Below are 14,674 nucleotides of genomic sequence, written 5' to 3'. Positions count from 1 at the left end.
ACAATATGGCATTAAGTACACAGGTGATATTTAGGGTTGCTGTTACGGCGCATTCAACGTTAAGCTTCTCAACGTGAATCCCTCTAAGCAAATTATTCAACTGACGCTTAAACCTTACAATACCCCTCAGCATTCTCGAATGGGTTAGTTCACCTGAGCACTTGTCTACGCGCCAAGGAGGTTGCCGTGTTTAAAAAAATTCTGGTCGTCTGCATCGGCAACATATGTCGCAGTCCTACTGCAGAAGTTTTGTTACGTGAAGCCCTCGCTCGCTCCGACATCGAAGTTAGCTCGGCTGGCCTCGCCGCCCTGGACGATAACCCTATCGAGCCTACTGCGCGAATGGTCCTTGAGGAACACGGCTACGTGCCCACTGCGCACAAAGCCAGTCAACTGACCTCAGAATCGGTATGTGGGTCGGACATTATCCTGGTAATGGAGCAAGGCCATATCAAGGGTGTTTTGAACATCGCCCCCGAAGCACGGGGAAAAGTCTTCTTGCTGGGTAAATGGCAAGACAACCGCGAAATCAGAGACCCCTACCGTCAAGGGAAACCTGCTTTTGTACATGCTTATACGTTGATAGAAGAAGCCGTACAGGCATGGGCACAGCGTCTCGCACGCTGAGTGTCATTCACCACATAGTCATCAGGGCCGATAAACTAACTTATGCAACAGTCAACCGTAGTGAATGCGCAGGATTATGACGATGACGAGATTGATCTTCTCGGCATGTTCGGAACGATGATAGATCACAAATGGTTGATTATGGCAATTACCGTGATCTTTATGATCGTGGGCATTGCGTATGCGCTGTTGGCCTCGCCCATCTATCAGGCGAATGCGCTGGTTCAAGTTGAGTCCAAAAAGAATGACCTGCTCGGGTTCTCGGATGTCAGCAGTATGCTGGGTAAAGAATCTCCTTCTACCACCGAGATCGAACTGATCAGGTCGCGTGCAATTATTGGCGAGACGGTCGATAAACTACAACTTGATATTGTCATCGTGCCGAACTACTTCCCTGTGGTAGGTGAGTTCATTTCTCGCCGTTTCAAAGGGACGGCTCAGGGCGAGGTCGCCAGTCCGTGGCTGGGTATGAACAGCTTCGCGTGGGGCGGAGAGTCTCTTAAGGTGTCTCAACTCAACCTGCCGGAAAGTCTACTCGGTAAAAAACTGACCCTCGTCGCCGGCGACAGTGGGGATTACGTACTGCTCGACGAAGACGGCAATCTGTTGGTGGAGGGCGAGAGGGGGCAAGCAGTCAATCAGCGGGGGATTAAACTTCAAATTGATGAACTGCGCGCGAATCCAGGAACGAAGTTCAGCGTTGTCCGCAACCCTCGTCTGAACAGCATTTTGGAATATCAAGACGCCTTGGATGTGCTTGAACGCGGGAAAGAATCAGGCATTCTCAATCTTTCACTGGAAAGTAAAGACGCGAGAAAATCGGTAAAGATACTAAATACCATTGCTGAGCTTTATGTACGCCAAAACGTGCAACGCACCTCGGCAGAGGCTGCTCAAAGCCTGGACTTTTTGAGAGAAAAGCTCCCAGAGATCAAAAAGGATCTGGAGAAAGCCGGGAATGCGCTGAACCAATACCAGACACGTAACAAGTCCGTGGACATCAGTCTGGAAACCAAGTCGATCCTTGAGCAGATGGTCAATTTGGATACCAACATATCCAACATGAAACTCCAGCAAGCGGAGATGGATAGAAAGTTTACCCCTGAACACCCCGCTTACCGCGCTCTTTTGACGCAGATCGGTGAGTTGACCGAAAAACAAAAGATGCTGGAGAGAAAAGTTACCAGCCTACCCGCCACCCAGCAGGAATTACTCAGCCTCACTCGCGATGTTGAGGTTGGCACTGAGGTCTACACACAGCTGTTGAATAAATCCCAGGAACTTGACGTCATGCGGGCGGGCACCGTCGGAAACGTGCGCTTGATCGATACTGCGGATGTGAATATTCAGAAGCCCGTCAAACCCAAGAAATTCTTGATCGTACTGGGCGCTACCCTATTCGGCGGTTTCTTCGCTGTGGCCCTGGTGTTATTTCGAAAAACATTGAACAAAGGGTTGGAAAACCCGGATGCGATCGAGCAATTAGGCTTGCCAGTGTATGCCTCTATTCCCTACAGCGTGTTGCAGGAATCCGAGGAAGCAAAGACCCATCGAGGTCAGGGCCTTTACAAGGCTGCCGCTTTGCTCACCCTGTCTCATCCTACCGACCTGGCGATTGAAGCGCTGCGCAGTCTGCGCACCAGCCTGCACTTTGCAATGCTGGAAGCACCTAACAACCGTTTGATGATCTCCGGTCCCAGCCCGCTGGTGGGGAAAACGTTTGTCTCGGCAAACCTCGCCGCGGTGATCGCGCAGTCAGGGCAGAGGGTCTTGTTGATCGATGTGGATATGCGAAAAGGCTATTTGCATAAAGTGTTGGGAACGCCGGCAGAAAATGGGCTGTCCGACTTGCTGGTTAAACGCTGTGATCTCATCACCGCCATACACAAAACGGATATCGAAAACTTCGATATCATCGGACGAGGGCAAATCCCTCCCAATCCGTCGGAACTGTTGATGCACTTCAACTTCAGTGAATTGTTAGATCAAGTCAGTGCCCTTTACGACCTCGTAATTCTTGATACACCGCCACTATTGGCAGTGACAGACGCCGCCATTGTTGGACGCCAGGCCGGTACCAGCTTGATTGTTACGCGCTTTGGCATGAGCCCGGCCCGTGAAATTGAATTGACTATGCGTCGTTTCTCTCAAAATGGCATACACCTGAAAGGTGCCATCTTTAACGGAGTTGAAAGACGAGCGTCGGCAGCTTATGGTTATTCAAACTACGGCTACTATCACTATGACTATAAGTCCGACAAGGCTTAAAGCGCCACCCACTGCAGGTGATTCGACTTTTCCAGTTTCACCGTGTATTCAGTAAGCGCCTACTGAGCCTCTATCGGCTTGGATGCAATTAACTAATCAATCGATATCGCTCTCAGGGACTAGCAGAACATCCTGGGGCGGTAGCGTGCCAAACACATTAACTTTTCGCACTTAAATACTTCCATAGAGAATCGACATGAAAGTCACCGTTTTCGGCATTGGTTACGTAGGGTTGGTCCAAGGCGCGGTCCTGGCCGAAGTCGGTCACGAGGTCGTCTGCGTTGATATTGATGCTGATAAGGTCCAACAACTCAAGCAGGGGCACGTACCGATCTACGAGCCGGGCTTGGAAACCTTGGTAAAAGAAAATTACGCAGCGGGTCGTCTCACTTTCACCACAGATGCAGCCTCAGCCGTGAAACATGGTGATGTGCAGTTTATTGCCGTTGGGACGCCACCGGATGAAGACGGATCGGCCGATTTGAAGTACGTGCTCGGCGTCGCCGAAACAATCGCCCAGTACATGGAAAGCCATAAGACAATCATTGACAAATCCACCGTGCCCGTAGGAACGGCCGACAAGGTCAATAGGCGTATCGTGGAAGTCCTTGCTCAGCGAGGACGTGAAGAACTGACATTCGAGGTCGTGTCAAATCCCGAGTTTCTCAAGGAAGGCTCCGCAGTCGCAGACTGTATGCGCCCTGACCGCATTGTCATCGGCACTGACAGTGCATATGCCGAGGAGGTCATACGTGAACTGTATGCACCGTTCAACCGCAACCATGAAAAAATTATTGTCATGGATGTACGGAGTGCCGAACTCACGAAATACGCGGCCAATTGCATGCTTGCCACCAAAATTAGCTTTATGAACGAAATGGCTAACCTTGCGGCGATGCTCGGCGCGGACATCGAGATGGTTCGCCAAGGCATAGGTGCTGATCCCCGTATCGGCTACCACTTCATCTACCCTGGTGTCGGTTACGGCGGATCGTGCTTTCCGAAAGATGTACAAGCGCTGATTCGCACAGCCAGCAGCGTCAATTTCGATGCCAGCATCTTGAAAGCAGTTGAACACCGGAATAATGAACAAAAAACCCTCCAGTTCAAACAAATCCATAAGCATTTTTCGGGTGATCTGGTGGGTAAGACATTCGCTGTCTGGGGCCTGAGTTTCAAGCCCAACACTGATGATATGCGTGAGGCCCCCAGCCGAGTACTTATTGAAGCGCTATGGGACGCGGGAGCCAAGGTTAGTGTCTACGATCCGGAAGCCATGGAAGAAACCCAGCGTATCTATGGCGTCCGTGACGATCTGAATTTGTGTGGCACCAAGGAAACGGCACTGAAAGATGCAGAGGCACTGGTGATTGTTACCGACTGGCCAGCGTTCAAAGCACCGGACTTCGAGTTCATCAAACAGCAGCTCCACCAGCCCGTGATTTTCGATGGTCGTAACTTGTATGAGCCCGCACGAATGAAAAAGAAAGGCATCACTCATTACTCCATCGGGCGATAAGTAAATCAGGCCTACAGCCCCCTCGAACGATCGAATTCACCATTGACACAAGCCCCCTGCCCCACCCAAACCAGAGATCTTATGCTGTGCGTCTAGATAATCGACTTCGAAGGCTGGTCAAGAATATTTTTGGGTCCGCGGCCGCCCGATTATTTAATCTGTTGATTGTAATGGCTCTTATCCCGCTCACTATTAACGCGCTGAGCGTGGTTGATTATGCATTTCTGTCAATGGCGATATCGTTATCAGTACTGTCCGCCTACGCAGACTTTGGTATTGGCTTGGCCATTGTCAACACCCTTGCGGGAGAGAGCAAAGATTCAGTGTCCGAAGGCTCACGCAAAGCGGTTTCGGTGGTCTGGTTTACATTACTGACGATTGCATGCGTGGCCCTGATCGTGACGGGCGGGTTAGCACTGTGGGTCTACCACTACGCGCCCATCGCTGACATTGCACGCTATCAGGCGATGTTGTTGGGTTCCGCCTGCGTCTTCGTGGGTTTGCCATCAGGGCTCATCCAACGGATTTTGTTCGCACGTCACCGTACGACGGAGGCTAATGCCTGGACCACCAGTGGACGCCTGCTGTCCCTGCTGTTTGTATGGGCTGTGGTAGAGAGCGGAGCCGCAAACTTGTCACTGCTCGTCTTCGGGGTGATTGGCGTACCGGTGATCATTGGCTGGGTTTCAGTGCTGGTGGTATTTCGTAGAAGCAGCATGAAACTGTTGGTGCCTCGATTTAAATATTATGACCACACCCTTTTAAAACCTTACTTGATAACGGGGCTGTCATTTTTGATTCTGCAGGTCGTTCCGTACGCGGAAGTAGGCATAAATACCTTACTGGCCGGCAGTTTGATCGGCATCGACATCGTCCCCTCGCTGGACGTGTACACCCGGCTGTATACCTATGTACCCGCCCTCGTCTCCATTGCGCTATTTCCCCTCTGGCCAGAAATTGCCAACGCAAAAGCGGAAGGGAATGGCGCCTGGATTCTAAAGATCACCCGCTGGGCTTATTACCTTACAGGGACGCTGGCGTTCATCATCAGCTTGGTTCTTTTGCTCTTCGGGGAACGACTGGTCAACGTGTGGACCCACCAAAACCTGACACTTCCTTCCCCCGTGCTGACCGGCATGGCGGTGTTCGCAGTACTCACGTGCATAGGCACTGTACAGTCGATGGTATTAAACGGTGCGGGTGTCATCAAGCAGCAGGTACAGCTCTACATCGTGTACTTATTCATTTTATTCACGGCAAAAGTATTAGCCACCTCTACACTGGGATTAGTCGGAATGATCTGGTCATTGAATGCTTGCCAGGTACTCAGGCTGGTGGTCGGAGGAAGCCTTCTCAGAAGCCACATCAAACTGACGCTCCCGAAAAATTTGCAGACAACCTGTCCTTAGCTAATAAAAAATCGCGATCGGGCTTCTCTAAAGTGGATCAACGCTCGTAGGCTTATTTATTAGATAGTGAGCGTAAACAAACTCACGACACCTTTTTCAATGGACAGCCTCGCGCAACTACCGCGCCACCTTATTGTGACTGGGACTATTCGCATGCCTGATCTTTATCCTCTACCAGGTCGACCCACGGTGCTACCTTCGCTTAAAAAAACTATCGACCTGAACAGATCTCGACTGAAAATGGCACTCCGTTTGACGCCATTATTCATCGGTTTTTTCTCCAGCCAGAAATTGTCCTTCGGCGGTGAGATTTATGCAGGAGAGATCCTTGCGCTCATTTATCTGGCGTTGAACCTGGGCCGGCTTAAGCTGGGAAAGGGTATTGGCACACTTGTTGTATTCGGTATGATTTGGACCATTTGCCAATTTATTTCCGATCAAGTCAATCAATCCGAAACCGTAGACTCGGTTAAAGGTATTGGCGCGCCCGTTATCTTTCTGTGTACGTTCGTGGCCTTATCGACATATTTTGATCGTGACATCCGGCGCATGCCATCTTTTTTAATCGGTGCCTATCTCGGCGCTATCCCTCAATTTATTTTATTTCCCAGTGAGTACTTCCTGGGCAATGCTTGGAAATGGGGGATAGGGCAACTGGTCATCGCACTCTTTGCCACGATTTACACTTTTTTCATTGCGCGGAAAAAAAATGCCCATCTCATCCTGTTGATATCGATTTTTTCAATCTTCAGTTTTTTTAACGATTCACGCAGCATGGCCATTTTTCCACTTCTCGCGGTCACCGCTTATACACTGCTCAGTCGAAAACGTCTTGCAGCAGCCCTCAACAGTATGAAAGGACCATTTGCCGCGACTAAAATGCTTTTTTTTATTTTTGCATTCCTTCTATTAATCAATGCCGTCTTTACCTCGATTTTTTCATCAGACTGGTTCCTGGATAAACTGCCCGAAGAGTCGGCGAAGAAATTTCAGATTCAGGCCAGTGGTGAATATGGCGCTCTGCTCGGGGGGCGCAGTGAAATGCTTGTGTCTGTGGGTGCTTTCCTCGACAAACCCTTATTGGGGCATGGCTCATGGGCAAAAGACACAGGGGGTTATCAGGACAAACTGACCGCGCTTAAATTTGCATTGGGCTATTCGGAAAAAGACGAAGCAAACTACAACACGGATCTCATACCGGTCCATTCCTACCTCATGGGTGGACTGGTCTGGGCTGGCGTTGGCGGTGGTCTTTTCTGGATAGTCATGAGTCGCTGGTTATTAATCGAGTTTATTAAAAACTTCAGATTTCTCGGATTTTATTTCTATAACGGCATCATAGAGTTGTTCTGGAATATTATGTTCTCACCCTTTGGTGCGAGTGCACGGTGGAGTACAGTCATATTCATTGCTGCGCTCTACTGCTACTCAAGACACCTGTCAAAGCACGGAAAACCACATTGAAAATCTCAATTGTCACCATTTCATTTAACCAGGCTGACTATCTAAAAAAATGCATAGACTCAGTCCTGTCACAACATTTCAACGACCTCGAATATATTGTCGTTGACCCTGGCAGCACTGACGGTAGTCGAGAAATAATCGAGTCGTATGGGGATCGATTAATTAAGGTTTTCGAAAAAGATACTGGCGCCGCCGACGGCCTTAACAAAGGATTTTCACGCGCCACTGGCGATATTTTCGGCTTTATCAACTCCGACGATGAGTTGCTTCCTGAGGCGTTGGAAAAAGTCGCTGAAGCTTTCCGGACAAACACTCAAACCAGCGTTATTTCTGGTTGTGGTTACTTTGTTGATGCCTCTGGCGCGTTTATAAAATCAATTACGCCATCGAAATTTACGGCTTGGCGGTACGCGTATGGCGCAGTTTCAGTCTTTCAACAAGGCACTTTTTTTCGTAGCGAATGGTTTAGAAAGGTAGGCGGCTTCAATACTGAAAATCGTACATGCTGGGATGGCGAACTGTTTTTAGAGATGGCCCTGGCAGGCGCCAGTTTCAACACCATGGGTGAAGACTTGGCTATTTTTCGCTTGCATGACGCCTCCATCACTGGGAGCGGGCGCCTGAATGAATTGTATGCGAGGGACGCTGATCGTCTTTTCCGCTCAGCGCTCAAACGGCCACGGTCCGAACGAGACCGTTACATTGCGATTCTGGCAAGGCTGCGCAAATGGCTTCTTGAGCCTTCATGGCTGATACGACGTATAGCCCGACTCCGATAGTTGCAGGATAACTTGATATGCATACCGATTCCCCCGCCCTTCGAAGACTGGTTATCTGGGAGCCGTCACTGTCCCCGCACAAGGCAGATTTCTTCACGGCACTGGCACGCTTGAACCCTCAACTGGAGTTGATTTGCTGTGCCGATAAAGAACTCTCTGAGAGTCGTCGCGCGCTCGGCTGGAGTGTTCCTGACCCAATAGGCTACACAACACTCGTTGCCCCCAATCTCCAAACTATCGAATCGTTAGTGGCAGAGTCCGTTTCAAGTTCGCTGCACATCTTTTCAGGGATAAGGTGGGTTCCAACGATCCTCAAAGGACTGACATCCATTAAAGCCAATAAAGCGCGCTATGCCATTATGTCTGAACCACGCGTCGCCTCAGGCTGGTCTGGTGCATTGCGGTGGCTGCAGTCCTGGGGCGAGGAACGCTATCACCGTCGCCACGCTGCGTTCATCCTGGCCATCGGTCGTAATGGACCACCGTGGTTTACATCGATTGGCTATCCTGCGGAAAAAGTCATTCCATTTGCTTACTTCATATCCCCTCCGATCGTGAAGCCCCATATACCGCCGTCTACCGAAAAACTCCGCATCGGCTACTTGGGACGTTTGGTGAAGTCAAAAGGTATATTTGATGTGGTGGACGCGCTGGCACAATTGAACGGCCGCGTAACGTTCGATATTGCCGGTGGCGGCCCCGAAGCAGAAGCAATGAAAGCCCACTGTATTTCAGCCGGCGTCGAAGCGACATTCCGGGGCGTATTGCCCATGAGCGAAATTAATTGTTTTTTCCGTCAGATCGATGTCCTGATATTAGCCTCTACCACGTCCGATGACGGGTGGGGTGTTGTTGTCAGCGAAGCCCTCATGTGCGGGGTCGCCGTTGTGGCCACCACAACCGTCGGCGCCTCGATAGTCCTGGACCGAAGTCTCTTTGGTCGCTGCGTTCCACCCAATAACCCTACTGCGATTGCCGATGCCATTGAACAGCTAAGAGACACAGGCGAACTAAAACCTGCCAAGAGAACGCTACGCACTACAACGGCAGTGAACATTCTCTCAGCGTATGCGGGTGCTGAATATCTCATGCAGGTGATTTCATGGAGTGACGGTCACGGTGCTCGACCGCAGGCTTTTTACCAGAAACATGACAAATGCAGTTAGTGGCCCCCCTCTCTCCTCAGTCGAGGACTCTTAACGTTCCGCCAGGTAATAACGGGCTAAAAACCTCAACCAACACGTGATAAAAACTCAATCCAGCCTGTTAGTTTTTGTCGAATTAAAACCGTCGCCGGCGATCAGGACTATGCGTATCGTCGCCACATCCACCGACTATAAGTGCATCGTTTCGCCTCGTGAAATTGGGCACACGATCAAGACCCATTAATGATCGAGCAGACAGTATGAACAATGCTTTTTTGATCGTTACTGCATATAGTATTTCCCTGCTTTTTTTAAGCGTGTCCTTTGCGCGTCTCAACCTCTTGACCGAGCATACCTTCTTGAGGTCTTCGCCCATTGATGCCCTTCGCGGACTGCTGGCCACGTCTGTGGTTTGTCATCATTTTGTTGTGACCTACCACTGGAAGGTCAGTGGGGTTTGGGAGCGTCCACAAAGTGCCATTTTAAATAATATGGGGGTGGTGCCAGTTTCGCTTTTCTTCATGATAACCGGCTTTCTATTTTTTGGAAAAATATACCAAAAAAATCCGCATTGGAACCTTCTACTGAGGTCAAGAATTCAAAGAGTGATGCCACTTTATATATTTGTCGTCCTCATGGTCTTTGTCATTAGTCTTATGAAAACCGGTTTTGTTTTTGATGCCGACACCAAGGGACTCATAAAAGGCCTGGTGAGCTGGGGGCTTTTTGTCGGTTCGTCTTTTAATGGGTCGCCAGACAGCGTTCATATGACATCCGGCGCGCATTGGACACTCCGATATGAATGGCTTTTTTATTTATCTCTTCCCGCAGTGGCTGCTATTTTCAATAGGCGCTGGTACGGCAAATATCTCGCCTTATCAGTAACGGTAATGATAGTGGCGATCCCAGGCATTTACCTCGGCTTGGTAGTTCCTAAATTAGCCCTGCTATTCTTTATTGGTTTTATTCCCGCAATCATAAATATAAATTTTCCGGCGTTTTCGTCGTTTGCCAAATCGAGGACGGCGTCTGTTGTGGTTTTAGCTTTTATCGCCTCTGGGATGTTTATTGACCAAGGATATTCTATTTTCCAGATGCTGCTACTGGGTATCCCCTTCATCATGATTGCCCTTGGCAATACTATCTTTGGTGTACTGGAAAGCAAGGGGCTCAAGACCCTGGGCGAAGTGAGCTATAGTATCTACCTGATTCACGGACTGATTCTTTATATGCTGTTTTCAGTATTTAACGTATTTTCCTTCGAGAAGGGCAGCGCACTTCAATATATCGCATCATTACCGATTGTACTTGCGCTGGTCTCAGCTGTTTCCGTTTTGACTTTTTCCGCGATAGAAAAGCCATTTATCTTTGTAAGGGATAAAAAGCTCACAGCACTCCCCTGATGCGATCAGTTTATTGACTGGCTGTATGGACCTTCCTGCAAGTTGGGCGCGACAGCAAAATTGGCTGCTGACGTGCCCCAAACAACTATTGGCCACCCCTTCATGATCAGCGATTACTCATGCTCTGGGCCCTTTCGGTGGAGCCTGGGCTTATTGAACAACGCAACGGAGTACCCTCATGAAAAGTCCAAAGTTATTGGTAGAGCGCATCGGCCTATTTCCTTCTTCAGGGAATATACATATCGAGGTGAATAACTCGACCCGTGTCCTCGAACGCATGCAGGTGCTGTACGCCGACCACTCCCTGGACAGCGATGACTCCGGCGCCGGGCTGTCCATGGTTTTCGCCGACTGGCGTTTCAAGCTGCAGGTCAGTGATGCACTGTCGGTGTGCCTGTGCGTGGAAAGCCGTGGCGACAGCCAGTTCATGCAGGTCAAGACCGATGAGTTGCTGGCTAATATCTCCGGCACCGAGGAGCGGCCATGAACCTGTGGGAGGACCTGCGCCGTAGCCATGCCCTGAGAAAACTCACGCGCATTTTCGAAGGGCTTGTGGAGCCAGCAGTCGGCGCTCAGTACCAGCAGAACACCCGGGCAATAGGCTACTGGCTGGACCAGTTGCAAGGCAGCTCACCCCAGCAAATCACCCATGCGCTGCTCAAGCAGATGCAGGGTGCACAACGTCGGGGCGATATGCGGCAGTTCAATGCGCAAACGGTGCTGCTGGAACTGATGGTGGAGAGCAACCGCGCCCTGGACCTGGCGACCTATTCGGCCTTGCCACGCGCGGCGCCCAGACGCCAGGCCGGTTCCTGATGGGCTTGTTCGGCCCCTGAAAGGCTCACGGCAACGCGGTTGAGCAGCAACTCCGCGTTATATTTGGGCACCAGCGCACAGGCCAGCAAAAACACCAGCCCACCGCTCATGAACGAGGGGGATACCTTGACGTTGGCGGTATCAATACGCCAGAGAAAGGTAATCGCGGCGACGGCGCCCAGTGCGGCACCGGCCAGGGCTTCATTCAGTGGGTGTATATAGGGAGCGACACAATAAGCACTGAACCCGATACTTAGCGTGAGCGCCACACACGCCGCCGGCCAGCGCCACGCCAAATTGAACTGGCGCGCCAACATACTTGTTGCCACCGTCACCATTAAACAGGTGTTCATGGCATGGCCGCTTATTACTGCAATGTCCACGTGCTGGAAAGATAAACCCCACCCTTTGAACATTAACTTACTAGCCGCCACAATCGAATAAGTCACACCGACCGTCATGACCCACGCCCGAAGCGCCCAAGGGGAGGAATACCTTAACCAGACAGCAATCACCACCGCGGCCGGAATCATGACGGTGATACCGCCATATTGCGCAAGTTCTGCCCGCATCAATGCTCAACCTTCGAGGTGCCGTTTTCGGCGCCCATCAGACCTTAGCCCTGGGCAAAATACAACGTTATCTAACGTCAGCCTTACTCACAAAATGCAATTTACTGATCAAACAACTAAACTATGATTCTATATTTTAATAATTAGAATAGAACCAAACGGCATTTTACACAGGCTTTGGCTGGCCCTACCGTGTATGAACATAACCGACCCCCTGCCCGGTGGAGGTGTTAACCCCGTACTCGACAAGGACAGACCATGAGCATTGAATTCATCGGCTATATCGGTGGCCATCACGCATCTGAGATCCACCCGCGCAGCGGCCCGACCCTGCAACCGGACTACGTGGAGACCGTGGCCCGGGCCCACGAAGAGGCCGGCTTCGACCGCGCCCTGGTGGCCTTCCACTCCAACAGCCCGGACAGCACGCTGATCGCCTCCCATGCGGCCAGCGTGACGAAAAAACTGCAATTCCTGATTGCCCACCGCCCCGGCTTTGCCCAACCGACCCTGGCAGCGCGCCAGTTCGCCACCCTGGATGTGTTCAACGGCGGGCGTACCGCCGTGCATATCATCACCGGGGGTGACGACCGCGAACTGCGCGCCGACGGCAGCCATATCGGCAAGGACGAACGCTACGCGCGCACGGACGAATACCTGAGCGTGGTGCGCCAGGAATGGACCAGCGAACAGCCCTTCGACTTCGCCGGCACTTACTACCAGGTGGAGGGCGCGCACTCTGCGGTGAAGTCACCGCAACAGCCGCATATCCCACTGTACTTTGGCGGCTCCTCCAAGGCCGCGATTGAAGTGGCAGGCAAACATGCCGATGTGTACGCGCTGTGGGGCGAGACCTATGAGCAAGTGCGCGAAATCGTGACCCAGGTGCGGGCTGAAGCGGCCAGGCACGGGCGCACGATTCGCTTCAGCCTGTCGTTGCGGCCGATCCTCGCCGAGACCGAGGAACTGGCGTGGGCGCGGGCCGAGAGCATCTTGCAGCAGGCGACGGCGCTGGCGCAGAAGAACGGTTTTGTGCGGCGTGAACCGCCAAACGAAGGTTCACGCCGCTTGCTCGCGGCGGCGGCGCAGGGGGCGCGACTGGATAAGCGTTTGTGGACTGGGATTGCCGGGTTGCTGGGCGCACAAGGTAACTCCACCTCGTTGGTGGGCACCGCTGAGCAAGTTGCGGAGGCCTTGGTAGATTATTACGACCTCGGTATCACCACCTTCCTGATTCGTGGGTTTGATCCGCTCAACGATGCGATCGACTATGGCAAGCGGTTGATCCCCCTCACCCGCCAGCTGATTGCTCAACGCGAGCAGAAAGTCGCCTGACAACCACTACAAAAACCAAGGAGGGAGGGGCGGTGCGACGATTCGACTTGCCCCCGATGGCCATGCCCCGATGGCGGTGTATCAGTCAGCTCATCTGTCACTGACCCACTGCTATCGGGGGGGCAAGTCGAATCGTCGCACCGCCCCTCCCACACTTTGATCTTCACCAGGCTCCGGATCAGTTCTTATAGTCGGTATCGTTGCGCTCCAACTGCCGAATCAGCGCATTCCAATGCCGCGCCACACCCGGCCCCTCGCCGCTGGCAAACGCCTTGGCCTGTTGCTCGACCTTCGCCACCACTTCAGCTGGCGGGAAGATCAACTCCGCATTCCCCGCTGCCTGCGCCGCGACCTGGATATTGCACGCGCGCTCCAGCTGTTGCAGCTGTTGAAACGCATGTTCAACGCTGACACCCGCGGTCAGCAGCCCATGGTTACGCAGGATCATCACGCTCTTGTCGCCCAGGTCGGCCACCAGGCGCTCACGTTCGTCGAGGTCGAGGGCCACGCCTTCGTAACCGTGGTAAGCCACACGCCCCGAGAAGCCGATGGAGTGCTGGGAGATAGGCAACAAGCCGTCCTTCTGCGCCGACACCGCAATGCCGTCGCGGGTGTGAGTATGCAACACAGCGTGCAGGTCATGGCGTGCGCCGTGGATGGCACTGTGGATCACGTAGCCGGCGTAGTTGATGCCCAAGCCGGTAGGGTCGTCGACGATGGTACCGTCGAGGTCGACCTTGACCAGGTTGGAGGCACTGATTTCATCGAACAATAGCCCGAAGGCGTTGATCAGGAAGTGCTCGTGCGGCCCCGGTACACGGGCGGAGAAGTGGGTGTAGATGTGGTCGGTCCACTTGTACACGGCCGCCAGCCGGTAAGCGGCGGCCAGTTTGACGCGCACGTCCCATTCTTCGGGAGTGACACGCTGGCGAACATGGTTGGAAACGCTGGAAATCGGAGTGACGCTGCTCATGGCAAAACTTCCTGGATGGCCTTAAGGACTTCCAAGCAAGCCTAGGGGATGGAAAAAAATAAGAAAAAGCACATTTTAATCTAAGCTAATTATTATTTTTTTTCATAACACCCACACCACCAACACAAAGCCCCCTCCCACATTTTTGATCTCTATACACCCAGTCAAACCGGAGCTGTTGCCCAAGGCAGTGAATGCCAAGAATGCCTTGAAGGCTTGCACAGTCCAAATGTGGGAGGGGGCTTGCCCCCGATGGCAGTGGGTCAGCGACAGACGAGCTGACTGATACACTGAAGTGCGCCCCAGAAGTTGGACACCCATCCAATTTCTGGGGCGTTTTCATGAGCAAGTACACCACGCAGTT

13 protein-coding genes are annotated in these 14,674 nt (G+C 52.0%); 11 read left to right on the top strand and 2 right to left on the bottom strand.

From position 1 onward, the window contains the following. Positions 1-186: 186 nt before the first annotated feature. From AC1Q6I_RS20245 to AC1Q6I_RS20200, 10 genes are all read left to right on the top strand, one after another. Complete coding sequence (locus tag AC1Q6I_RS20245) at positions 187-627, top strand: low molecular weight protein-tyrosine-phosphatase (protein ID WP_024074902.1); 441 nt, start codon at positions 187-189, stop codon at positions 625-627. 42 nt (positions 628-669) lie between these two features. After that, a complete protein-coding gene (locus tag AC1Q6I_RS20240; protein ID WP_102624864.1) occupies positions 670-2,895 on the top strand; it encodes a polysaccharide biosynthesis tyrosine autokinase in 2,226 nt (741 codons plus the stop codon). A 196-nt stretch (positions 2,896-3,091) separates the two neighbouring features. Beyond that, the gene (locus AC1Q6I_RS20235; RefSeq protein ID WP_024074900.1) at positions 3,092-4,414 is read left to right on the top strand and encodes a UDP-glucose dehydrogenase family protein; all 1,323 of its coding nucleotides are present in this window, start codon (positions 3,092-3,094) and stop codon (positions 4,412-4,414) included. Positions 4,415-4,584: 170 nt separating this feature from the next. Then, positions 4,585-5,823: an MATE family efflux transporter gene (locus AC1Q6I_RS20230; protein ID WP_024074899.1), complete on the top strand. Its 1,239-nt coding sequence runs from the start codon at positions 4,585-4,587 to the stop codon at positions 5,821-5,823. Positions 5,824-5,976: 153 nt separating this feature from the next. Beyond that, positions 5,977-7,287 (top strand): hypothetical protein, encoded by a 1,311-nt coding sequence (locus AC1Q6I_RS20225; protein WP_146015779.1) that lies wholly within the window; start codon positions 5,977-5,979, stop codon positions 7,285-7,287. Beyond that, positions 7,284-8,066, top strand: a complete 783-nt coding sequence (locus tag AC1Q6I_RS20220) for a glycosyltransferase family 2 protein (RefSeq protein ID WP_024074897.1) — start codon at positions 7,284-7,286, stop codon at positions 8,064-8,066. The genes AC1Q6I_RS20225 and AC1Q6I_RS20220 overlap by 4 nt, the downstream gene beginning before the upstream one ends. A gap of 17 nt (positions 8,067-8,083) precedes the next feature. Continuing rightward, entirely contained in the window at positions 8,084-9,232 is a 1,149-nt protein-coding gene (locus tag AC1Q6I_RS20215; RefSeq protein ID WP_102624866.1) for a glycosyltransferase family 4 protein, read from the top strand. A 239-nt stretch (positions 9,233-9,471) separates the two neighbouring features. Continuing rightward, a complete protein-coding gene (locus AC1Q6I_RS20210) occupies positions 9,472-10,614 on the top strand; it encodes an acyltransferase family protein (RefSeq protein WP_102624867.1) in 1,143 nt (380 codons plus the stop codon). A gap of 178 nt (positions 10,615-10,792) precedes the next feature. Next, a complete protein-coding gene (locus AC1Q6I_RS20205) occupies positions 10,793-11,101 on the top strand; it encodes a hypothetical protein (protein WP_024074894.1) in 309 nt (102 codons plus the stop codon). Continuing rightward, a complete protein-coding gene (locus tag AC1Q6I_RS20200; protein ID WP_102624868.1) occupies positions 11,098-11,430 on the top strand; it encodes a hypothetical protein in 333 nt (110 codons plus the stop codon). The genes AC1Q6I_RS20205 and AC1Q6I_RS20200 overlap by 4 nt, the downstream gene beginning before the upstream one ends. On the opposite strand, the gene AC1Q6I_RS20195 is transcribed toward AC1Q6I_RS20200, so the two are convergent. Beyond that, positions 11,382-12,002, bottom strand: coding sequence for a phosphatase PAP2 family protein (locus AC1Q6I_RS20195; RefSeq protein ID WP_024074892.1), 621 nt, complete (start codon positions 12,000-12,002; stop codon positions 11,382-11,384). The two genes, AC1Q6I_RS20200 and AC1Q6I_RS20195, sit on opposite strands and share 49 nt — an antisense overlap. Before the next feature lie 258 nt (positions 12,003-12,260). On the opposite strand from AC1Q6I_RS20195, the gene AC1Q6I_RS20190 reads away from it, so the two are divergent. Then, positions 12,261-13,337, top strand: coding sequence for an LLM class flavin-dependent oxidoreductase (locus tag AC1Q6I_RS20190; RefSeq protein ID WP_102624869.1), 1,077 nt, complete (start codon positions 12,261-12,263; stop codon positions 13,335-13,337). Between the two features lie 178 nt (positions 13,338-13,515). On the opposite strand, the gene AC1Q6I_RS20185 is transcribed toward AC1Q6I_RS20190, so the two are convergent. Next, complete coding sequence (locus AC1Q6I_RS20185) at positions 13,516-14,310, bottom strand: class II aldolase/adducin family protein (RefSeq protein WP_024074890.1); 795 nt, start codon at positions 14,308-14,310, stop codon at positions 13,516-13,518. Positions 14,311-14,674 lie beyond the last annotated feature (364 nt).

Source organism: Pseudomonas sp. MPR-R2A5, from assembly GCF_058793055.1.
Note: the sequence above shows the minus strand (reverse complement) of the source record. Positions and strands in the feature narration are given on the sequence as shown.

Coding starts and splice junctions, on each gene's coding strand:
- AC1Q6I_RS20205 (WP_024074894.1), top strand. CDS start 10,793: ATGAAAAGTCCAAAGTTATTGGTAGAGCGCATCGGCCTATTTCCTTCT.
- AC1Q6I_RS20195 (WP_024074892.1), bottom strand. CDS start 12,002: ATGCGGGCAGAACTTGCGCAATATGGCGGTATCACCGTCATGATTCCG.
- AC1Q6I_RS20235 (WP_024074900.1), top strand. CDS start 3,092: ATGAAAGTCACCGTTTTCGGCATTGGTTACGTAGGGTTGGTCCAAGGC.
- AC1Q6I_RS20225 (WP_146015779.1), top strand. CDS start 5,977: ATGCCTGATCTTTATCCTCTACCAGGTCGACCCACGGTGCTACCTTCG.
- AC1Q6I_RS20240 (WP_102624864.1), top strand. CDS start 670: ATGCAACAGTCAACCGTAGTGAATGCGCAGGATTATGACGATGACGAG.
- AC1Q6I_RS20190 (WP_102624869.1), top strand. CDS start 12,261: ATGAGCATTGAATTCATCGGCTATATCGGTGGCCATCACGCATCTGAG.
- AC1Q6I_RS20230 (WP_024074899.1), top strand. CDS start 4,585: ATGGCTCTTATCCCGCTCACTATTAACGCGCTGAGCGTGGTTGATTAT.
- AC1Q6I_RS20215 (WP_102624866.1), top strand. CDS start 8,084: ATGCATACCGATTCCCCCGCCCTTCGAAGACTGGTTATCTGGGAGCCG.
- AC1Q6I_RS20210 (WP_102624867.1), top strand. CDS start 9,472: ATGAACAATGCTTTTTTGATCGTTACTGCATATAGTATTTCCCTGCTT.
- AC1Q6I_RS20200 (WP_102624868.1), top strand. CDS start 11,098: ATGAACCTGTGGGAGGACCTGCGCCGTAGCCATGCCCTGAGAAAACTC.
- AC1Q6I_RS20185 (WP_024074890.1), bottom strand. CDS start 14,310: ATGAGCAGCGTCACTCCGATTTCCAGCGTTTCCAACCATGTTCGCCAG.